At 57.4% G+C, this 21,934-nt stretch carries 15 protein-coding genes and 2 pseudogenes; 9 read left to right on the top strand and 8 right to left on the bottom strand.

The genetic code is table 11. The features are described 5' to 3' along the window. Positions 1 to 82: 82 nt before the first annotated feature. Positions 83 to 1,825 (bottom strand): serine hydrolase, encoded by a 1,743-nt coding sequence (locus Q0L48_RS15310; protein WP_296722386.1) that lies wholly within the window; start codon positions 1,823 to 1,825, stop codon positions 83 to 85. A gap of 606 nt (positions 1,826 to 2,431) precedes the next feature. Between Q0L48_RS15310 and Q0L48_RS15305 the strand changes: the two genes are divergently transcribed. Further along, entirely contained in the window at positions 2,432 to 5,824 is a 3,393-nt protein-coding gene (locus tag Q0L48_RS15305; RefSeq protein ID WP_296722385.1) for a TonB-dependent receptor, read from the top strand. A gap of 23 nt (positions 5,825 to 5,847) precedes the next feature. Next, entirely contained in the window at positions 5,848 to 6,219 is a 372-nt protein-coding gene (locus tag Q0L48_RS15300; RefSeq protein ID WP_296722383.1) for a serine hydrolase, read from the top strand. Between the two features lie 84 nt (positions 6,220 to 6,303). Here Q0L48_RS15300 and Q0L48_RS15295 read toward each other — a convergent pair. Further along, positions 6,304 to 6,567: pseudogene (locus tag Q0L48_RS15295) on the bottom strand (integrase core domain-containing protein); the annotation flags it as partial. 227 nt (positions 6,568 to 6,794) lie between these two features. Here Q0L48_RS15295 and Q0L48_RS16700 point away from each other — a divergent pair. From Q0L48_RS16700 to Q0L48_RS15275, 4 genes are all read left to right on the top strand, one after another. Continuing rightward, the gene (locus Q0L48_RS16700) at positions 6,795 to 7,277 is read left to right on the top strand and encodes a DUF1629 domain-containing protein (protein WP_367274048.1); all 483 of its coding nucleotides are present in this window, start codon (positions 6,795 to 6,797) and stop codon (positions 7,275 to 7,277) included. Positions 7,278 to 7,495: 218 nt separating this feature from the next. Further along, positions 7,496 to 9,442 carry a DEAD/DEAH box helicase family protein gene (locus Q0L48_RS15285; RefSeq protein WP_296722380.1) on the top strand — a complete coding sequence of 649 codons (1,947 nt, stop codon included), beginning with the start codon at positions 7,496 to 7,498 and terminating at the stop codon, positions 9,440 to 9,442. A 7-nt stretch (positions 9,443 to 9,449) separates the two neighbouring features. Next, entirely contained in the window at positions 9,450 to 9,674 is a 225-nt protein-coding gene (locus tag Q0L48_RS15280; RefSeq protein ID WP_296722378.1) for a hypothetical protein, read from the top strand. Positions 9,675 to 9,802: 128 nt separating this feature from the next. Continuing rightward, positions 9,803 to 10,618, top strand: a complete 816-nt coding sequence (locus Q0L48_RS15275; RefSeq protein ID WP_296722376.1) for a hypothetical protein — start codon at positions 9,803 to 9,805, stop codon at positions 10,616 to 10,618. Positions 10,619 to 10,842: 224 nt separating this feature from the next. On the opposite strand, the gene Q0L48_RS15270 is transcribed toward Q0L48_RS15275, so the two are convergent. From Q0L48_RS15270 to Q0L48_RS15250, 5 genes are all read right to left on the bottom strand, one after another. Continuing rightward, entirely contained in the window at positions 10,843 to 11,265 is a 423-nt protein-coding gene (locus tag Q0L48_RS15270; RefSeq protein WP_296722374.1) for a hypothetical protein, read from the bottom strand. A 349-nt stretch (positions 11,266 to 11,614) separates the two neighbouring features. Further along, positions 11,615 to 12,061, bottom strand: coding sequence for a hypothetical protein (locus Q0L48_RS15265; protein ID WP_296722373.1), 447 nt, complete (start codon positions 12,059 to 12,061; stop codon positions 11,615 to 11,617). A gap of 983 nt (positions 12,062 to 13,044) precedes the next feature. Continuing rightward, positions 13,045 to 13,419 carry a hypothetical protein gene (locus Q0L48_RS15260; protein ID WP_296722371.1) on the bottom strand — a complete coding sequence of 125 codons (375 nt, stop codon included), beginning with the start codon at positions 13,417 to 13,419 and terminating at the stop codon, positions 13,045 to 13,047. A 527-nt stretch (positions 13,420 to 13,946) separates the two neighbouring features. Continuing rightward, on the bottom strand, positions 13,947 to 14,405 hold the full coding sequence (locus Q0L48_RS15255; RefSeq protein ID WP_296722369.1) for a hypothetical protein: 459 nt from the start codon (positions 14,403 to 14,405) through the stop codon (positions 13,947 to 13,949). Between the two features lie 309 nt (positions 14,406 to 14,714). Beyond that, positions 14,715 to 15,254 (bottom strand): hypothetical protein, encoded by a 540-nt coding sequence (locus tag Q0L48_RS15250; protein WP_296722367.1) that lies wholly within the window; start codon positions 15,252 to 15,254, stop codon positions 14,715 to 14,717. 464 nt (positions 15,255 to 15,718) lie between these two features. Between Q0L48_RS15250 and Q0L48_RS15245 the strand changes: the two are divergent. Further along, positions 15,719 to 16,897 (top strand): annotated as a pseudogene (locus Q0L48_RS15245) (IS3 family transposase). 524 nt (positions 16,898 to 17,421) lie between these two features. Next, positions 17,422 to 18,036, top strand: a complete 615-nt coding sequence (locus Q0L48_RS15240) for a RelA/SpoT domain-containing protein (RefSeq protein WP_296722365.1) — start codon at positions 17,422 to 17,424, stop codon at positions 18,034 to 18,036. Positions 18,037 to 18,081: 45 nt separating this feature from the next. On the opposite strand, the gene Q0L48_RS15235 is transcribed toward Q0L48_RS15240, so the two are convergent. Next, positions 18,082 to 19,857, bottom strand: coding sequence for a S41 family peptidase (locus tag Q0L48_RS15235; protein ID WP_296722364.1), 1,776 nt, complete (start codon positions 19,855 to 19,857; stop codon positions 18,082 to 18,084). A 124-nt stretch (positions 19,858 to 19,981) separates the two neighbouring features. Between Q0L48_RS15235 and Q0L48_RS15230 the strand changes: the two genes are divergently transcribed. Continuing rightward, positions 19,982 to 21,496: a serine hydrolase gene (locus tag Q0L48_RS15230; protein ID WP_296722362.1), complete on the top strand. Its 1,515-nt coding sequence runs from the start codon at positions 19,982 to 19,984 to the stop codon at positions 21,494 to 21,496. The last annotated feature ends 438 nt before the right edge of the window (positions 21,497 to 21,934 follow it).

Here is a 21,934-nt window from a genome sequence, read left to right as displayed (position 1 = left end):
TCGCGCATCGACGAGCTCCTGCCACACGCTCACGTGGGCTGAAGACAGCGCTTACGGCGCTCTTCAGGTCTTTGATCCAAATTCAATCCGGCCGTTCTCCGGCTTCTATACGTGCGATCGCCGCCTGCGCACTTGCGAGCGCCGGATCGATCTCCAGTGCACGGCGATAGGCCAAAATGGCCTGCACGTCGCGCCCCGCGTACCAAAGTGCTTCGCCATAGCTGTCGTGCATGTTGGCTGAGCGAGCAAATCGCTCCACCCCTTGTTCAAACAAATGAACCGCGACAGCCGGGCGACCGACTGAGATGAAAGCATAACCGAGCCAGTTGAGTTCAGCTTCCGTAAGCTCCTTCGCCGCCGCTGGCAGTTCTGTGACCTCCCAGATGCTGATCGCGTCCACAACCTTTCGCCACGCGGGTTTCTCGGGCTCCGGGACAGGTTCACCATGGGCGAGGGCGGCGAGCGCGCTGCCGATGGCCGTTACGTTACCGCTCCCATTGTCGAGCACAACCGTGGTGACCTCGCTCTGGGGGTAGTAGCGCAGTTCAGCGGTGAAGCCGTCGATATGTCCATCATGAAAGATCATGCGGCGACCGCCTCCGGACTGGGCGACGAAAAGCCCGGCTGCGGGCGCAACCTTGCCGAAAACGTCGCTTTTGCTGAAGGGGGCAGCAGGTGCAATCATCAATTTGTATGTTGCCGGTTCGGCGAAAACTTTCCCGCCATGCAGCAAACGATTCCAGCGGCTTAGGTCACGCGCGGTCGAGACGACCATTCCTGCCGCCCACGGTGCCCCATGCTCCCCCAAGTATGGCTCCAACTCGAACCCGAAAGCCGTTGCCCGCATGCCCGAAACCAGGCCATCGACCGCATCATCGCCGCGCGGCAAGTGCGTGTCGTCGAGACCAAGCGGTTCAAGCAAGATGGATTGTACGGCGTCCGGATAGTCCAAGCCCGTCGTTTCCTCGATGATCGCTCCGAGAATCCAGTAATTGGCGTTCGAGTACTCGTAAGCTTCTCCTGGCTCGCTGGCGAGCGGATCTTCCATGATCAACCGAATGGAAGGTTCGATATCGGTCACCCGGTTGACCACGCGCCCTTCGCGTCGTCCGGCAGTGCGCGCGATGCCCGAGGTGTGGGTCAGCAGTTGGCCGATTGTGATGCGGGAGCCAGCTGCGGGTTCGTAGTAGCGAAGGTGGCGGGTGACCGGATCGCCCAAAGAAAGCCGACCCTGTTCCATCAGCAACAAAACAGTGGCGGCTGTGAATTGCTTGGTAAGCGAAGCTATCCGGAACTTGGCATCAGGCGCGAGAGCGTTGTTCTCAGGATCTGCTACGCCGTGATTGGCTGCATACACAATCTTGTCGCCCTGCGCCAAGAGCACGGTTCCGTTGAGCACACCTGCTGCGTGGTAACGCTCCAATATCTCGCGCGGTTCGGCAGTCGCATTTGCTTGTGCGGGTCCAGCCCTGTCGTCCTGGGCCGAACAAGCTGATGGCAGAAACAGTAAGCAACCTAGAGCTGCAAGGCTTACGATAAATCGCATCATTCCTGCCTCGCGGCGTGCGCTGTCAGGATATTGGGATACGCGTAAGGGCGAGCTTATATCTTCGATGAGGTCACTCGTCACGTCGACACCTCCCTTCCGAATAGCCAGGACTATTTTGCGGATGTCGGCGCATGCGTCTTTCGGTATACCGAAAGAGAGCCTCTGCCGCTTCAACCTGTTCAGTACCTCTCTGGGCCGCTTCACCACCGCCTCGGCGAGCGCTTCGCTGAAATGCACGTATTTGGCCCACGAGCAAGCGGTCATCAGTCGCGACATGGCTTGCGCCCTTCATACCGGAAGCTCCACTCCCCGCTAACGAGAAGCGGCGCCCATCACGAATGGTAATTGGGCCAGACAAGGCGTTCCAGACCTTTCATCTTCCTGCGGGAGACCTGCAATTTCCTGACATGATATAGAAAGCATCTGGTGCGGTTTTGAACGCATGAGTCAGGCTGTGCCGTGGCACAAAGCTGACACTACGCCGCCGTGTTCGTGCTGGATAGCCATCAAGGGCTCAATGTCATGAATGGCCGCAAATGGAGGCCGAACCGCCACCATGGGGATCGCCTGCATCAAAGACAGCCGAAGTGCTTTTGCGCCAAGGCATCGCCACTGCCGGAGTGAAGTCCCGCATGCTGGCGGTTCGATTTTCACCACTTGCTGTCAAAGGTTTGTCGTAACGACGTGAGGGTGAGAAGCGGATTATGTGAAGCGAAAACCGATTGGATGTGAAATCTATGTGCCAATTGCGCAGCAGGGATCGGTAATGGCGCTCGAAGCGCACAAAAGGAACGAATCCGATCTTGTTACCATCATTGTCCCCGATAAGCCTCGTGGTTTCCGTCGCGTCATATGTCGGCTTGATCACAGGGGAAGAAAACAATGAAGCGTTGCAACAATGAGCGGAATTCCGCATCCCTCCGCACCTTGGCTATGGCGCTGATGCTGGCAGGCCTCGGAGCTACATCCGCAGGCGCGCAGGATGGCGTTGCCGATCCCAATCCTGAAGAAGGTGATCCCGAGCCTGCTGGCATCGTTGTCACCGGATCGCGTATCGCAACTGACTCAACCACTACTCTTCCCAGCCCTGTTCAGGTTGTCACGTCCGAGCAGTTCAGAAAGTCCGGCGAGATCGATCTGGCCCAGACGCTGCGCGAGCTTCCTGCACTTCAGGGCTCGGATCCTGCCACGCTCGCTGACGCCCAAGGGCTCGCTTTAACAGGTGCCAGCACTCTTAACCTTCGGCAATTGGGCTCCGAAAGAACGCTCGTGCTTCAGGATGGGCGCCGTCATGTGCCTGGGATCGAAGGTACCGCAACGGTTGATGTCGGATCGATCCCTCAGGCGTTGATTTCTAGGGTCGAGGTTCTGACTGGCGGTGCCTCAGGCATCTATGGCGCAGATGCGGTCTCCGGCGTGGTGAACTACATCACGCGCACCGGTCGTGATTTCAATGGTCTCGAATACCGCCTGCAAACCGGGATCAGCGACAAGGGCGATGCCGAGGAGGTGTTCGGTTCTATCGCTGGCGGCGGAACTTTCAACGATGGACGCGGCAGCGGCGTCTTCGCTGTCGAGTATTCGCATTCAACGGGCCTTGTTAATGGAGATCGGCCAAATTTCGCTGGGCCCGGTTTTGCTGAACTCAGTCCGAGCAACCCGTTTCTGAACGAACTTCTCGGGCTCGACCCTGACGCAGAGTTCGCATTTGTCCCGGATAAGCGTTTGCCGGTTTCCAGTGCGGGGTCGACGCTCGCACTTGATCCGACGCCGTTCGCTTTTCCTTTTGGCGCCCTCGGACAGTTCGTCAACAATTTCAACCCGTCCACGGACACTGTTCCGAATATTCCCGGAACGAATATTCCCGTCCTTCAGGTCATTGACCAAGCCGGTAATCTGCGAGCCTTCAATCCTGGCATCTCGATTGGTGCATTCAACGCGAGCGGGGGTGACGGTATCTTTGTTGGCGGGAGTGCGCCTGGGCTGACATTGATTCCTGAACTGACGCGAATCAATGCGGCTGCTGGCGTCGATTACGAGGTGGCGCCGAACCTCACCTTCTTCGCCGATGCGAAGTTCTCCTATGTCGAAACCGCGAACATCGCGGGGATACCTTTTTCTGACGACATTCCGATCGCTCTCGACAATCCCTTCCTGCCGCAAGCATTGCGTGACCAGATTGCAGTGGTTGACGCACTCGACCCGGACAGCACGCCGAGCATTCTGGTCGCGCGCGATAACCCGGCGTCGGAAACGAACTCCGGCGGCGATGTTGAACGCACGACAATCCGCGCGTCCGGCGGCTTGCGCTGGAAGTCGCCTGATAGCGAAGTTGCGCTTGAGGCGAGCTACACCTGGGGCAGGACTGACGTGAATGATACGTTCCGCAGCGCGCGCCTCAATGACAGGTACTTTGCTGCAATCGACGCCGTGGCCCTTACGCCCGGCGATCTCGATGGCACCAATACGAACGTAGCTTTCGGGCCCGACGGCGTTGGCACGCTCAACGCGATCCGCAACGGTGAAAACATCCAGATAACCGCGGACACAGCCAAGGTCGGTGACATCGTCTGCCGATCAGAGGTTACCGGCATTCCCTCGCCAGCTTCGCAATTCGTGGGCGGCCCGCCGCTCTATCCCGATGGCGCCATCATCAACGGGGTCGACGTCAGCGGGCTTACCCGACCAGTGACCTACCAGATCGGCGATGGCCGCTGTGCACCCATCAACATCCTTGGCCTCAACTCGATCGGGGGAGCCGGCGCGGAATTTGCGTTCTCAAATCTGCGCGACACCACAACGATTGAGCAGCAGCAATTTCTTGCCGTGTTGTCCGGCAACACCGCACATTTCTTCGAACTTCCCGGGGGACCGATCGGCTTCGCAGCCGGCTTCGAATATCGGCGAGACACATCGCAATTTGTTCCCGACAGCTTTTATCAGATCGAAGGCAATGTGGTGACAAACAACAGCGTGATCATCAGCCCGTCGCCGACTGAGAGACAGGGCATCACCGTTTATGAAGGGTTCGGCGAACTGCGTTTGCCGATCCTGTCCGGAACCCCGTTCGCCGAGTTGCTCGAGATTTCCGCCACTGGACGCATCTCCGACTACAATACGATAGGCTCGACCGAGACCTTCTCGTTTGGCGCGATCTATTCGCCGTTCGAATGGCTCACGTTCCGCGGCACCTTCTCACGAGCAATCCGGGCGCCGAACATCGGCGAACTTTTCAGCCCGCAGGTAGCCGCCTTCATAGATGTTGAAGCGGACCCTTGCGATGACGACAACATCAACAATGGGAGCGCCAATCGGCCTCAGAACTGCCGTCAATTCGTGGGAGACGGATTTGATGCTTCCGACTTCCTGACGGCCTTCGTGACCGGAACAAGTGGCGGCAACCCGAACCTGATCGAAGAAACCTCGGACAGCTTCACCATCGGGGGTGTCTTCGAACCTCGCGGGATCCTTGGTGGCGCACTTGATGGCCTGGTCCTCATCGCGGACTACTACGACATCGAAATCAAGGATGCTGTGGGGAGCCTTACAGGCGCCGAAATTGCCGCTGCCTGTGTGGACCTTCCCTCGACGGACAATCAGTTCTGTGAAGCAGTTCAGCGCAATCCGAATAATGGTGGCGCGATCTCGGGTTTCACCTCAGGCAACATCAACCTCGCGCTGCTTCGCGCGCGGGGTGTGGACTTCGAGGCCCGTTACCGTTTCGACGCACCATTCGGCAGCGATCGCGACTGGGGTTTTTTCCAAGTCCGTGCGGCAGGCACTCACTTCCTGGAGCGGTTCACCGAAAGCGATCCCGTTATCGCTCAGACAATCGCCGCCGAACCCGACCCTCTACAGCAGGAACTGCTGATCGCGGACCAGGCGACGGTTAGCGATCTCCTCGGCGAGATCGGCAACCCGGACTGGATCATCAACTTCGGCGTGAACTGGACCTTCGATCGCTGGAGTGTCGGCTGGAACGGCCGTTTCGAGGACAATACGCTGCAGTTCTCGAATGCTGATGCAACTGATGTGGAGATCATTGATGGGAAGGTCGTTATATCTTCAAATGAGAACCTTGCTGACCGCTCCCAGTTGTTTACGGGCACCGGGTTCGAGCAGGACATCAACATCAGTTACGACGTAACCGACAAGTTTCAGATCTATGGCGGGGTGAACAACCTCACTGATGCGGAGCCATTCCTTGGCAGTCTCGCTCGACCTGTCGGGCCCCGAGGAAGGTTCTTCTTTCTTGGCGTCTCGGGAGAATTTTGACGTATATTCGGCAGTCTCGATCGATGAAGATTCATCAGCAATCCGTTGCCGAAGCGGCGGTTGCGCTAAGCCTGATACTCACGTCGAGCGGTTGCGCTGGAGAGGTCGAGTATTCGGCGGCCACGCTGAAGCCGGGCGGTCCCTATTCGATCGAGACTGCCGGAAACGCCGTCGATGGAGCGGTCTATCAAGCCGGTTCGTTGGCGAAGTATGCCTGCACCATACTTGCGTTGCGTTTCGTCGATCCGGGCAAACTCGATCTCGACCAGACGCTTGAATCCGTCTTTCCGGACGAGGAGATGGGGGAGGCGGGATGCGTGAGCGTGCCCGATCTGCTGGCGAACCGCAGCGGGCTGCGCGACGGCCAACGTCTGGCTGATCTCGACCGGAACTGACGGGAGTTTGCCGCCAGGATTCGATGTGCCTTTTGCGCTGACTGCGGGCTACTTCGGGCCCCACTGAGTGGTCTGTGTTGATTGTTAGTGCAAGATTGCCCCCGGCGCCATGGCTGGCCGGAGGGGGAGCGAAGCGGAACCGGAGGGCAGCCATGGCGGCGTTGCCGTTTCCGGGGCCGGTGGGCGATAGCCGAGTGAACTGTGCGGCCTGACGGTGGTATAATGCCGTGGCCAGGCTTCGATCAGGATCTGGGCTTCAGCCAGGGTGTAGGAGATTTCCCCGTTCACGAGCTCGTCGCGCATTGAGCCGTTGAAGCTTTCGCAGTAGCCGTTCTCCCATGGGCTACCTTACACGATGCTCGCCGAGGAACGAGGATATCGATTGTCTTCCTTCCCGGCGGTCAAGGGCTGGGTAGAGCGGGCCTCAGGCATTTTCCGTCTCACCGACGATCGTCATAGATCATGCTGATCTTCGCAGAGCGGAGCTCCGCCTGCCTGACTGTCCTGGGCGTCGGTCAGGCACTCGTGAGTTTTTTAGGACCAGCGTATGCCCCATTTTCTCTACTCCGTTAAGAATGACGAGCTCAGCTATGGGTTCAGGGAACTGGATGGCGACATCGCGAAGGTCGCTGCGATCGATCTATTCAAGGATGGTGGCGTGTCGCCACGCCGCGGCTCGATGGTCAACAGGGGGAGGGCCGTTTATAGCGAACTCATTCCCGAGCACGGTGATCCGGGAGGGGCCCAAGCGGGAGACGCCCGAACTCATTTCCTGCTGGTCGATGCATATGGTCAGCGACCGCTTCCGTCATTGTGTCGAGATGCTCGAACCCGGCGTCCACCAGTTCTTCAGGGTTGATATTCTATGGCAGGACGAAAGCTTTGCTGCGAAGCGGTATTTTATGGTCGTCTGCAATCGTCTTGACGCCATCGATCGCGGACTTACCACGATGCGGTTCAAGGGAGTGCTGTGGGAGCCGGTGACGGGAGGGCAAATGAAATCGTCCTCGACGCTCACCGATGTCAGGGTCATCATCTGTGGCAAGACAAGCACTTGATCTCGGCTCCATTCGTCTCCGACGAATTGGCCGACGCTTCGGGAAGCATAGGAATCGCAGGGATGGAGTTGCGAAGAGTACGTATCATCGAATGAACGGCGACGTCGTGACGAAGCGGTTTTTTCTTGGGGAAGGCCCACGACAAGACCTTGATAGAAAACGTAGTTCGTGGCGAAATAGGCAGGCATGACGCAACACGCGTCGTCGAGGGGGAAGCAATGATTGCAGTGGAGACTGGTGCGGGTTCGCCATCGCGCGTCTCGTTGCGCGATCTTGAGACACAGCCCAAGTTCGACACCTCCACCCATGAGGTGATGAGGAATTTCTACATTCCAGCGCTTTCGAGTGCCGTTTCCTATGATCGCGGCGTCGGGTTCTTCACTTCGTCCTGGATGCGCATGGCCGCCGCGGGACTCGTCGGGTTGGCGGGCAATGGGGGCAAGGCGAGGGTAGTTGCGAGCCCGAAACTTCAGAAGAGGGATGTCGAAGCTCTCGCGAAGGGAGCAGACGCGAAACTCGACCAAGCGCTGCACGCCGCCCTGCTTGAAGATGTCGTCGAGCTTGGCGAAGCGCTCGAGCGCGATACCCTCTCGGCTATTGCCTGGATGGTGGCGGATGGATTGTTGGAGTTCCGTGTGGCCCTGCCGGCGGCTGGGCTCGACGGTGATTTCCACGACAAGTTCGGAATATTCCGCGATACCGCCGGCAATGCCGTCGCGTTTCATGGGTCCCCCAACGACAGCGCGCAGGCGTTCCGGAATTACGAGTCCATCAGCGCCTTCTATTCCTGGATTGATGAGCGCGAGAAGCAGCGGGTCGATGCCGAGGCGATCAGGTTCGACCAGCTCTGGAACAATGCCGACCCGAATGTCCGGACCTTCGAACTGCCCGAAGCCGTCAGGAGAAATCTGATCGAATATCGGGAGGGATCCGAACGGCCCTATCCCAATACGGCCAAGCTGGACGACGACAGATGGGTACATCAGAAGCAGGCTCTCGCCCGTTTCCTCGAGGAGCGACATGGAATCCTCGAGATGGCCACGGGAACCGGCAAGACGCGGACGGCCATCTCGATCATGGAGGAGCTGTTCGAGCGCAGTCTCATCAAGACGACTATCGTCACCGCTTTCGGAACGGATCTTCTCGATCAGTGGTACGGCGAACTGTCTGCGCGGGGGCGCATCGTCTATCGCGCGTTCGAGCGCCACCGCGAGGCGCAGAGCTATCTGAATGATGCTGAAGGATCGATCTTTCTCACCTCGCGCACGAACCTTCGGGACGTGCTACCCCGGCTGCCTAGCAAGCTCACGAAGAACGGTCTGATCGTCTGCGACGAGGTGCACGGAATGGGTGCTCCCGCCATGGTTCGTGACCTGTCGGGCGTCATCTTGCCCTTTGGCTATCGTCTCGGCCTGAGTGCGACGCCCGACCGGGAATACGACGAGGGTGGTAACAAATTTATAGAGGCGGAGATCGGACCGACGATCTTCGAGTTCGGGCTGGAGAAGGCCCTGAAGCGGGGCATCCTGTGTGAGTTCGATTATCTCGAATTGGAATACGAGTTCTCTGCCGAGGATCGGGACGCGGTTCGCCAGGCGATCAGACGCTACCATGCCCGCTCCAGAATGGCCGATGCCCCCCCGATCGAGAGCCTCTACCAGGAGATCGCGAGGATCCGGAAGCTATCCCGCGAGAAGCTTCCTCCGTTCGCCGAACTCGTCCGGCGGCGTCCAGAGATCCTCGATCGCAGCCTGATCTTCGTGGAGACCGCCGAGTACGGTCTCGAGGTCCAAGAGATCCTGATGGAAGCTGGTGCCGACTTCCATACCTATTACGCGGGCGATGATCGCGAGAACCTGCAGCGCTTCGCCCGAGGCGAACTCTCCTGCCTCATCACCTGTCACCGGATCTCGGAAGGCATCGACATCCGATCGGTGGGTTCGATTGTGCTCTTCGCATCCGCGAAGGCGCAGCTGGAGACCGTCCAGAGGCTCGGCCGATGTCTTCGGGTGGACCCCGACGATCCGGAGAAGCGCGCACTGGTCGTGGACTTCATACGGACCGATGACATCGATGAGGACGATGACGTGGGCGGGGAGGCATCTGCTGACATTCAGCGACGGGATTGGTTTCGCAGCCTGAGCGCGATCAAGAAGGAGGCATGATCTGAGCATGCAGAATACGGATGAACTCGACCCCAACATCGTGGCTGCGCTCGACGAAGTGCTCGTCGAAGGTGCCTGCGAGCCCGCGATGCTCGATCGTCTTCGCAAGCTCATCGAGAACTGTCTGAAGGACAATTACGATACGAGCGATGTCCTCGCGGTCATCGAATTGGCCGTGGAGAAGGACATGGACGAAGCGGTTGCGCCGGAGGAGATCGATGATGGAGCTTAAGGTCGTCGGCTGGCGCTACGAGAACATTCGAGGAGGGATCCGGGATGCCGTGATATCACTCGACGATCAGCCACGGTGGACGCTCGTCCAGATGCCGAACGGAACAGGAAGAAGCAGGCGACGTGGAGATGAAGTCGCTTCTGATCGAGCGTCGGCAGTTGGAAGAGGACCTCGAAGTCATCGACAAGGCGATCAAGCATCTCTCCACGACCGATAAGCAGACCCAGCTTCTCGAACGTCTCGATCATCGGTCCAACATCTCCATGTGCCGAGTCGAAGTAGAGAGCTGTCGCAAGAAATACGCCGCTGCGACGAAGACCGTAGCCTTCATGAAGGCAGCCGATTGCGTGACCCAGCTGATCGACGCGGTTGCCGAGAATTCCCTCGACCGCCTACGCGAGAGCGTGCGGGCTGCGACGAACCAGAAGCTGGAGCGTCTGATCAAGGGCGAGCCGCTCAGGGTGGCGCGGATCGGTTCTGCGCTCGAGCTTTCATCGGAAGGCGTCTCTTTAAAGGGGGGCGTCAGTGAAGGGCAGAGCCTTTCCGTGGCCTATGCGTTCATCACCTCGCTTTTGGAGGCGGCACCCTACAAGCTGCCCTTCATCGTCGACAGCCCTGCGGTATCCCTCGACAATCGTGTCCGACGAGAGGTCGGTGATGTGATCCCCGAGTTGTTCGATCAGATGATCATGTTCGTAATCTCGAGCGAGAAGGCAGGTTTCCACCCTGCGGACGGGATGCGAAAGCGCTGCGCTTGCTGGCCAATTGATGCCTCCGCGGAGATTAAACACTGTGCCGCCTTTGCCTGCAGCATCGGCCACCCACCGGTAGGTGAGACCCGCATGAGAACGAATCGGTTGATAAATAGACATAGCGTCTATGTAAACTATAGCCGGTCTAGGGGCAAGATCATCCGTTCAGGTGATGCGACCATCATTGGCTAAACGCGAGAGAACGCGCGGCGTTGCCTGCGCTCCGGCGACGTCGTCTTGAGTCCACGTTTTAGCGACCTTCACGCTCGACCAGTTTGAACCCCTCCATTCAGGCTTTCATCTGTGATGGTCGCATGAGGCGTCGGAGGATGGAAACTTCGGCCGCCCGCATACCTCTGGGCGTGCGTGAAGGAGTTCTCGCTCTTGCTGGCGTGATGATTCGGTTGGCTTTCTGACTACCCGAGCAAAACATTTATGGTCGGTGACGAAAGCCATATCAGCGTAGTATCAGTGACCCTTTCGATCTTCTCGAAGGTGGCTTCATCTGGCTTAATAAGGTCAGCGTTGAACAAAACTGCTGAGCCTGTCTCCAGACCTGCGCACATCGTCAGCGGGATCGATAGCGGCGCGACGACGAACAACTGCTGGCGGACTGTGGTACTCTTCAGGAGGTGCCCCTGCACACGAATTTCGAGGTCCATTACATCATCGGCAAGTGTGATCCTCGCTTCCTCCCAGCCGCGTCGCGCGAGCGAACTCTCGAACAGCCAGTCGGCTTTATGGTCATAGTGACCCAATAGCGTCCCGTACTTCTCCAGGACTCGCGTGCGCCATAATGGAGAGGCCCGGTCCAGAAGGCCCACTATCCCGGTGGTCATTCTCACGATCATTGGTCTGCATCAGAAGCTGGCGAAGAGGGGCGGGGCGAATTCCTGACATATATCCCGGAAGAGTTGCAAGGTTCTTTTGTCCTGATCAGGTTCTCCGTAGATCACGCCGCGAACGCGAACCGAGTTAATGCCAGACGGCCCGCACGATTTAGGCTTGGTAGAGCGATGTTCTCCTGATCTCCCGGCGAACACTTTGCCCCACGGCCGACCTTTGTGCCGGCCTAATGCGTCCAACAGAAAAGTTTGGATCAGTACTGCGTACCTGAGATTGCATGTCGATCCAGCAGGTGTGCGCCGATCGAAGCTCATTCAGAGATATTTAAACTATGGCATCCCCTCAGAGCCAATTCAGTTTCGCTCGCTGCCAAGGCTGATCGCCATTAAACTCGCCTTCATATTCGAATTCGTGAGTTTCTTCGTATGCCGACCCGCTAAAATGCAAACTGGGGAATTCGGCAGCAATCGCCTCAAACGCAGCCACAGGAAATTCGCCGTCAACTGTGAACTGGAACCAAAATTCTCCATCTTCATAGTCTGCTTGATCGACATCATATCCACGAAGTTCCGGCGAGTAAGCACGAGGCCACTTTTTCTCCAGCGCGATACGCTCTGCTGTAAGCTTTGGACAAGCAGCAGTAAAATCAATAATGACGCTCGAGTCTGAGCCACGATAGGGGCCATATTCCCCCCGATACTCATCGTAAGAGCGAAACATTTTTTCCTTGAATCGCCTTATCTCAGTGCCATCACCCGTTACGTTGAAAGCAGCATAAAATCCTGACATGTACCATCTCCTTATTGGTATCATGTTCTAGGATGGCTTCTTTAGAAAACCAAAGATCTGCCAATGTGGCTTAAAAAAATATGTTATTCTCGAATTAGCAGTCTATTCAAATCATAAGTCTGAAAACTCTCACGCTTCTATCACCATCATTGATAACGCGGTATCTGTCAAGCACATCGATTTCATGCGCATCAAAGCATCCGTCGTCCAGCGCAATGTTTGCGATGCCAGCGAGAGTACGAGTAAGAAATGGATGCTTATGGTAAGCGGGCACCCTTTCGAATTCTTATCCGATAACTTTATTGAAAATCATTTTCCACCCCCAACGTAAATTCATCTTCTCTTCGAAGTATCTGAAACAAAATTCATAAAGCACTCTTGAGAAGGTGGGCAGCTTTGCTGAAATACCAGCAGCCAATAGCAGGCAATAGTCTTCGACAGATCGACTATTATTGCAAAGGAATTACTTGAGAAGGCTGCGGTAGGCGCTGCGGGAAGACTAGTAGCTGTGGTGCCGACACCTATCAGGATTAATATTATTCATACCCTACCTAGGATGCTCTAATCATAATTATGAGTGGCAGCTGCTCCGTTGAAATATTCTCGACTTATAATGCCGCGGTGGATGCGGAGAAGGACTTTATCAAAACCATTAAGCTCGTATATGGCCACGGAGTTGCTCATTATGCGGAGCCCGTTCTGACATCCGGATTGTCGCCTGAGATGATTTATTCACCCTCACCGCGCTTCGCATTCGCGTTCTTCTGTGAGAAGAGGGATAAGTATTGTATTGATAGTGTTCAATATCGTGCGCAATTTGAGGCAGGGGAGCAAGAATTCCGGATCCGGGCTGCCCGTCACATCGAAAATGGTGACGCGTCCTGCGCATAGTGTGTAGTCGCCTTGCCAAGGATCGCGTCTCCAGACCTGACGCCGACCTCAAGTCGCTAAGGCGACTACCTGATGCTTATGGCTAGAGGTCCCTATCTAAAACTAAGTCGTGCTGGCGCCCACGGGCGAGGCCCGTTGAAGTCGCCAGCGAGCTCGAACTCGTGATTCTCCTCGAATGCAGTTCCGGAAAAGGTCAGCAGCGGAAACTCTGCTGCTATGGCGACGAAGGCGGGGGTCGGGAAATCCCAAGCTGTTGTAAACTGAAACCACAATGTCTCTGCATCGATATCCTTAATTTCGACGTCGAATCCGGACCATTTCGTACCCCAATTCTCGACTGCCCAGTGCGCACCTCCCGCGACCTTTTGATCTTCTGGCATCGGGATGACTGCATCGAAGTCGAGAATGAGATCCCTTCTGGAAGTGCTTCTTATCGATTTGTCGGTTTCCTCCTCGATAGTGACCAAGGTCGTCCTGAACCTCTCGATCTCGTCGCTCGGTCCGCGAGCTGTGAACGTGGAATACACAAAGTTTGGCAAGAGGGGGCATCCTTCTGGTTGAGCAGAGAAGCATTATTCTAGTATGAGGTGCATTGCTGGCGAAATCGGCAGGCAATGCATCGAATGTTGGCGATGAACCGATCAAGTATGTGAAGAAGCTGAGCCTTGATCTGGGGCGAAACGCAATCTGATGGGCAGGAATCAGCTGCAGGGCGCTTCCTCATTTTTTCGGTACCGTCGTTGATTGCCGTTCGGCACCGCTTTTTCGCATTGCGGAGATCGGTCGGGTCTGAGGCGAGCCGCCGACAGCCGTAGATTGGCTTGCCGCGTTGACCAAATTCAGGAGATGCGCGCTCCGTTGACGCTGATACTAAGGTCTGGCGACGCCTCTGCCCTGCGGGCGGTGCTTCGGTCACCGTACGCAATGCGCCTCTCTCAGCGTTAGCTTGGGCGATTAACTTGTCGAGCGGACGGCGCACATTTCGGATCAATCGTTATGGCTCGAACGAGAGCCACTCGAGTTTCGCCGGACCCCAAGGCTCATCGCCGTTGAACGTGCCTGAAAACTCTCGACCGCCTGGTTCATCATATGCCGAACCTGAAAACAGCAATGTCGGAAACTCTGCGGCGATGTCCTCAAAGAGCTTAACGGGGATCTCGCCGTCAATGGTAAACTGGAACCAGAAGTGCTCCGGTTCATAGTCCGCGTGATCGACATGGTAGCCGAGATAATCGGGTGAATACGCCCCCGGATAGCGACGCTCGAGTGCCTCCCGCTTGATAGTCAGTCGCGGACAGATGGCCGTAAAATCGATTATCGCACACTGGTCGCCATCGATGAACGGTCCATAGCGTTTTTTGTCTTCGTCGAACGAACGAAAAACCATCCTCTTGAACCGTTGAATTTCATTTGGGTCACCTTCAACATTGAAAGCCGCATAAAATCCCGACATAGCGAATAACCTTTCAATTCATATTATAGGATCTTCTATCCTTCGGGAAAAGCATTATTTAAGCATCGAGATAAAATATATCTTCGGCAGCCCCATTGCTGCTGCTTTTACACGTAACGAAGATATCACGGCTGCTTGAAGAGATCTGCTCTGGGTCCCAGGAACCAAAGTAGCGGCGGCGTCTGTTTAAGCGCGATACGTGTGGGAGGTGCCCACTGGTCTGAAGAAAAAGCGCGCCGATTGGGCAGACGGGCAGCGCCAATCATCGGCGTTGCCCGTCTGGTGGTGAACTGATGAAGGGAGAGGGCGTCAGTGTACGCCAACATTCACGGGCTCGATGAAAACCTCCCAGGACCTGTGCCGGAAGTTATTTCCCTCGACTTCCTTTTTCATCAGGCGCCTGACCTTGCTCCATCCCCGCTTTACACCCGCAGCGATGCATGACGCCGGTGGTACCGCACATTCGACAAGCGTGCCCGCTGCATTTGCCATGAAGGCGCATGACCTGTCGGCCGCCACCAAGAACAGCGTGGAACCCGGACGGGTAATGTATGGTGCGACCGGCGTGATCAGGAGCTTCCCCTCGTATGGTCGGAGAAGTATGAGCTGCTCACAGACGTTGCTGGCCCTGTCAGCAAACGTCGCCAGCAACCACGGCTTGCGACTGCGGATCGCGACGTTCATCAGATGAGTGATCGTTTCATGTAGGGAGCCGTTCGCTGCGACCGTTCCGATGTCGCACTTGTCTATCGCCGGATCGGCGGAATAGCCCGGACGCATCATTGCTCTGGGCAAGACGTAGGTAAGCGGGCGGCGGGGGCAGGCCCCGCCGAGTGACAGATTAATCATTCTAGTACTCCTTTAGCGAAGTGACGGCCCGCCCGGTATGGGCGCTCCGGAGCCTTTTTTCCTTTCCCAGGACAGACTCATAGAATTGCAAGAAATTCTAAATTGAGAATAATCTTTTAAGACAGTCAGAGAATTATACCTTGTGGCATTTATCTAAGGTCTTCCCTAATTTACTGAAGCCTGCGCGGAACTCATAATGCTTCAATTATTGTGATGGGTTCGATCTTGGACCGGATTGTCACTATCCTCATCCCCAAAGCCGGATGTCTTCAGATCAAATTTACCTAGGTATCGATCTTTGAGGGATAGATTTTGACGTGCTCCCCTGAAATGCGACCGCTTTTTGGTAGAGTCTGACGCAAGGTTGGGCAGCAGTGCAGAAGTGCTCTGCCACCTGAAAACTGGACCATTTCTGGTTAGAGTTTTCTGCCGTAGGTTTCCTTGGCTGGGCAAGGAGGTTTGGCATGAAGGCATCGAAGTTCACGGACGCGCAGAAGGCGTTCGTCATCAAGCAGGGCGAGGAAGGCACGCCCGTGGCTGAGGTCTGCCGCAAGGCAGGGATCAGCCAGGCGACCTACTTCAACTGGAAGAAGAAATATGCGGGGCTGCTGCCATCGGAGATGCGGCGGCTGCGCGAGTTGGAAGACGAGAACGGCCGGTTGAAGAAGATCGTCGCCGATCTGACGCTCGATCGCGAGATGCTGCAGGATGTCATCAAACGACCCGAAGGGCGGCGAAGCGAAGTGTAGCCAACGCTCTGAGGCCGGATCGGAAGCGCGAGCTGGTCGACGGGATGCTGGCGGACTGGGGCGTGTCGATCCGGAGGGCCTGCCGGGTTCTGCCGTTCGACACTTCCAGTTATCATTACCAGTCCCGTCGCTCCGATCCGGCCTTTCTGAAGAAGCGCATCAAGGAGATCTGCGAGACGCATGTCCGCTATGGCTATCGGCGGGTCTATTACATCCTTCGCCGCGATGGTTGGGTCGTGAACATGAAGAAGGTCTATCGGCTTTACGCAAGAGTTGGGGCTACAGCTGCGCAACAAGACGCCCAAGCGGCGGGTCAAGGCGAAGCTGAGGGAGGACCGCGCGCCAGCGGTTCGGCCAAACGATGTGTGGGCGATGGACTTCGTGCACGATCAGCTGGCGACGGGCCGAAAGCTGCGCATCCTGACGGTGGTCGACACCTTCTCCCGGCTATCGCCGGTGGTCGATCCCCGGTTCAGCTATCGTGGCGAGGACGTGGTCACGACGCTGGACCGGGCGTGCCGGAAGATCGGCTACCCCAAGACGATCAGGGTGGATAATGGCAGCGAGTTTATCTCTCGGGACATGGATCTGTGGGCTTACCAGCGCGGTGTCATATTGGACTTCTCCCGCCCTGGTAAGCCCACAGACAATGCGTTCATCGAAGCGTTCAACAGCAAGCTGCGCAGCGAATGCCTGAACGCTCACTGGTTCCTGTCGCTGGAAGATGCTTGCGAAAAGCTGGAGGCCTGGCGTAGACACTACAACGAAGAGCGACCGCACAGCGCGATCGGGAATATCCCCCCGATCATGCTGGCAGACTCAGCCGGTGAAACCAGCCCACCGGACCTGAGCAAGGCGGAAAACTCCAGACCCGAGTGGTCCGACGTTGGGTAGCAGAGCAGAAGGAGCCAGACTCTACCTCTGACTGGTAACAATCAGGGGAGCACGTCACTTCTTGGAAACGTCTGTCACGCTCCGCCAACTGCTGGCGCGCCGATCCTCAGTCCATGGCATCCTGAATTCGCGAGTGCGCGACCATCTCTGCCCCGAGGGTTGGCGTTCTCAAATGTTCCGGTGTGATGGGAGGCGCCGCTTCCGTCGGATGTAGTTTCCTCAAGAAAACCCTCAGCCCCGCGCTCGATGAATATCGCCTCTTCGAACGGCGAACCGAAAATTTTGGCGTTATTATACGAGAGATACCCAAGCGGGTTGGGAGGTGCTAAATGACTAGCCCTCCTGACGCTTGCCTTGGTGAAATCGACGTGTCCGAATTTCCTCAGCTTGAATATTCCAAGAAGGACGTTGTCCGCGCGGGCAAAGCCCTTAAAGGTTAGCTAGTTTGGACCCAGGAGACTGCAGACGAAATTCGGCGGATTTTCACCATCGCTAATAGTTGGCGTGCTTCGCACGCGCTCCCAATGCACAGCTTACGTTCCGAGTTGCAGGCGAGGATGAGGTTATCGAAGCTTAGCGGGCTAACTGTGGCGCGCCTTAAGCAGATGCCTTCAATTCGGGGGAAGCTACGCCGCATTGATAGCAACCTTCGCCAGTTGCAGGACTTAGGTGGTTGTCGCGCGGTTTTGCCAACTATTGAAGATGCTCGCGCCCTTGTCTCAGCGATGACCGAAGCTTCACGCCACGCTTTGAAAAGCGAAGACCGGTATATGGATGAGCCGCGATCTAGCGGATATCGTAGCCACCACCTTGTGTTTAGCTTTATGCCTCGGGACGCCCGTGAGAGTGGGTACGAGGGGAGATTGATAGAGGTACAGATCAGGAGTCGGTTGCAGCACTCCTGGGCAACTGCCGTCGAGGCGGTGGCGCTTCATAGAGGCGAAAACCTCAAGGCTGGAATGGGAAGCGCCGATTGGCTTCGCCTATTTGAGCTTATGTCGCTGGAATTCGCCGCAAGTGAAGGCTGTGATTATGCCAAAGATGGCTCCAACAGCCGCACCCAAGAGATTATCGACCTTGAGGGCTCCCCGGAAGCTCATCCAGCGTCATGGTCGCTGCTGATGGCGTTCCATCTCTAGAAAATCGAAGAAACTCAGTCCAAGTCGATGCGTTGGTGGCATAAGTCACAGTGCACTACTCGCCGCGGGGAGCGGTTCGCGATTTCGCATCTGCCGGGCAACTGACCCGAACGCCGTGCGACGTTCCACGGCAGTCGCGCGTCCGTTCTCCAGTATGAAGTGATATTGCACAGACGGGTTGCCAGTTTCGAAGAACGCGCTTTCGCCCAGCGCTTTCAGTTCCACAGGCGGGTATTTCCCGCGGCTAAGTATCAGGGACGCTCCATTGCGCCGCACTGCCCAATCGCCGTATTGGCCTGCAAACTGAACGTCTGCGGATACGGGAACAGGCGTCAGCGCGGCCAGCGCCCATTCGGCGTCCGGTGATGCGCCGCCCCTGGCAAGCAGTTCACTGATCATCGCGCCTTGCGCCGTGACCAATGCTTCGTCCGATGCAGCCGGGATGTCCGGGACAACACCGCGTCCCTCCCAGTTGGTAAGCGTGATCGGGTTTATCGGCGCACCGGTTGAAACGAAAACCGAAAAGCCGCCGGGCGTCTCGAACGAGCGCCCCGGGTTGGCTTTTCCCGCGCTCGTTTCCCCGACGACGACGGCGCGCCCGGCCGCCTGCAGCGTGTAGGGCAATGCCTCTGCCGCAGAGGCCGTGCGCGAGCTCGTGAGGATAAACAGCGGCTCGTCCAGCTCCGGCCTTTGATAGTATTGCGCGGGTGCCTCGCTGTTTTGGCCGGCGCGGTATCGGAAGGTGTTGTAGATTTCCGCATCTCGCGGCGTGAACGCGCTCACCAGATAGCCTACAAGCGACGGCGCACCCCCGCCATTGTCGCGCAAGTCGATGATCAGCCCGTCTGCCGGTTCAACGAGCTTGAGGACGCTGTCCACCGCTGCTTTGACGGCATCGCTTTCGTTCGCGAAATCGATATGGGCAAAGTTGGTCATCCCGATATAACCGACGTTGCCCGGCAGGATGCGCACCTGCCGAAAGCCCCAGCCCTGGTGCGCGAGCTGCTGCTCGAAGGAATACCGGATCGGGCCGGATCCAGTGGCTCCGATAGGTTTTTCCTGTTCCATCACATCGACGCGGAAGTGACCGTCCACCGCCGCCAGAATGCTCGTCACCTTCGCGGCCAGATCGAGCCGGGTGAGATTGTCGAACTCGCCCTTCCCGGCCCTCAATCGCAGGTCATTGGCCACGCGTGCGCCGGTGGCGGGATCGAAGTAATTTTCCGCGATCACCTCGGCAATCTCGTCGATAGCGGTTGCTGGTTGTGCGTGAGCCGCCACATCCCAGAAAGTCAGAAACCCGAGGAGGCCGACGACGAATGCGTGCGGCTTGATCCTGTTTGCCAAACCCTTCCCCTTTTTCATTCGCGTCTTCTCTGCAAGGATCCGCTCCCGGAAAGGTTTTGCCGAGAGAGCTGCGATAGCCTCGTCAGCCACGGCGTCGAGCGAACAGGAAAGCTCTGCGTTCAGGGCATTGGCCGCTCGCGTCGTCGCTTCCCACTGGCGTTCGAGCAGAGGCAGTGCTTCCCGCCCGCTGTCGGTCAGGGAGACGACCCGTTCGCGGGCATCCTCGCCGGGTTCGGTCGTAACGAGACCAGCCTTCTTCATCTCGGTGACTGTCTGGCTGGCGGCTGAATGCGAAATGCCGGCATTATCGGCAACCTTCTTCACTGTCGCAGTACCGAACGCGGACAGCGTCCGCATGACGGGCGTGAAACGTGGCCGGTAATCCAGTCCGAGTTCCTGGTAGATCGAGGCGAGGTCCCCGTCGAGGCACTCAAGCAGGGTCCTCAGCTTTGTTCCGAGAGTCGATAGAGACATGCGAGTTCAGATATCTCCGCAAGGACAGAGGACTGACTGTTTATATAAGAGCTTATATATATAATGTCATATCGTGTCAACGGGAGCGGCCGCCCGATTGTTCTGTCGAGGAGCCATCCCCCGTATGAGACGCCCCATCACAACGATCTTCGAAGCTGTTGCGCTTGCGCATGCTGCCAGTTATCTGTTTCTGGCGATCACGATGCTTGTCGCGATGCCCGCAAGTGCGCATTCCCTCGAAGTGGAATTGTCGGCGACGGACTATCAGTTTGGCGACAAGGCCAGCCTTGACCGGTGCACGGAAGAAGCTCGGCGCGACGAGGGCGTCATTGGGAGTGCGATTGCGGCAGCTCGCGCCGACCGGGTGCTTTATGCGCGTGCCTTCGGTTATGCTGACCGGGAGCGAGGCATCGAAGCAACAATTGACACGCGGTTTGCCGTCGCCTCAGTGACAAAGATCCTGACGGCCACGGCAATCATGATGCTGGTGGACGAGGGCAAGATCGATCTCGATACGCCGGTGAACAACTACTTAGGCGATGATCGCGTGCGTGCCACCTTCGGCGGGGCAAACCTCATTACCGTATCTCGCGTCATGGACCACACCGCCGGGCTGCCGCTGCTCTACCAGCCGCTTTATGCCGACGAGAAATCCGCAAAACCTGAGTTTTCAGAGCTGATACGCGATTACGGATATACGATCCTGCCACCCGGCGTCAGCAGCCAGTATTCCAGCTTTGGCTACGAGATCCTTGCGGAGCTCATCCGTCGCCAGTCCGGGATGAGCTACGCGGATTTCGTCCGCACCCGCATTTTCGAGCCGCTCAATATGAACGATTCGCTGATCGCGACAGGGCGTAGGCTGCCAGATGGAGCCGCGCAGCGGTACATGGTTGACGGAACGATTGCGCCGGGAGTGGACACTTCGCACCCGGGCGCCGCCAATGCTTACCTGACAGTGGCCGACATGATCCGCTTCGGCCGCTTCTGGCTGGCAGCCTACAATGGAGAAACGCCGCTTTTGAGCCAGGCCAGCGCCCGGGCGATGATCACCAACGACAAGGGCGAGCTCGGCAAGGGGCCGGGCAAGGGTCTGTGGCCCGAGGATTATCCGGGCAATACGCTATACGTCAGCCACGGCGGCAGCATGGCGGGCGCCAAGGCGCGGCTCGCCATCTTGCCCGATCGCGATCTGGTGGTCGCCAGCGCGATCAACGAGCGCAACTCCACTGCCGAAGCCTACCTGCTGGAAGAGATGATCCGGTCTTTCGAGAACGAGAGCAACCTCTACTGGCGTGCGCCAGTGGTGCCCGCAGCGATTGCGAAGAGCTGGCGGGGAACTATCGGGGGGAATCGGAAGGTGGCTGATCTGGAGCTTGATTTCTCGGATTCGAATGCACCGGTCGCCCGGATCGATGGCAAGCCGGTATTGGTGCGCGGCATTGGCGGGGAGGAAAACTTTTCGATCCGTCTGGATGGCGAACTTTCCGGTGCAGGCATGGGCGTCCCGCATGACCTGCGCCTGTTCCTTGTCCCTCACGGTGATCAGCTGATTGGCGAGGTGCGGCTCGAATCCTTCCCGCAAACCGATCGCGACCACCCGAGCGTCGGTTATTGGGTGAGGCTGCAGCCTGCCTGATGATTTGCATCGCGTAGCGGCCTCTTGGCGAACAGGGCGGCAGCCACCGCACCTGAAACGTTCGATGCATTGGTGTTACCGCCGTTGCGCTGCCCGGCGGCGGTGGAGAACCTGGCCATCTTCCAGAACTTTTCTCCCGTGGTTGGTCGGCGTTGCGCAAGAGCTTGCCAGCCGATTCTCCAAACTGATTGGTTCCAGGACCGTCTGCCTCGGTTCGCTTTCACGCGAGCCCGCCCGTCAGCTGCCAGTCCGCTCCTGGCCCAAAGTGTAGTAATTTTTGATACCCGGGCGGCCTCACGAATGGGAAAGCAGAAGGTCGGCATAGCGCCTTTTCCGGTTCAACCGATTATCTTGGGAAGGTCCTGAACGCGGCCATCCGCGTGGCCCTATTCCTCCGAACTTTCCGCATTCAGCGTAACGAGTGAGATTGTTCAGGAT

The organism is Erythrobacter sp., from assembly GCF_024305245.1.
Classification (GTDB): domain Bacteria; phylum Pseudomonadota; class Alphaproteobacteria; order Sphingomonadales; family Sphingomonadaceae; genus Erythrobacter.
Note: the sequence above shows the minus strand (reverse complement) of the source record. Positions and strands in the feature narration are given on the sequence as shown.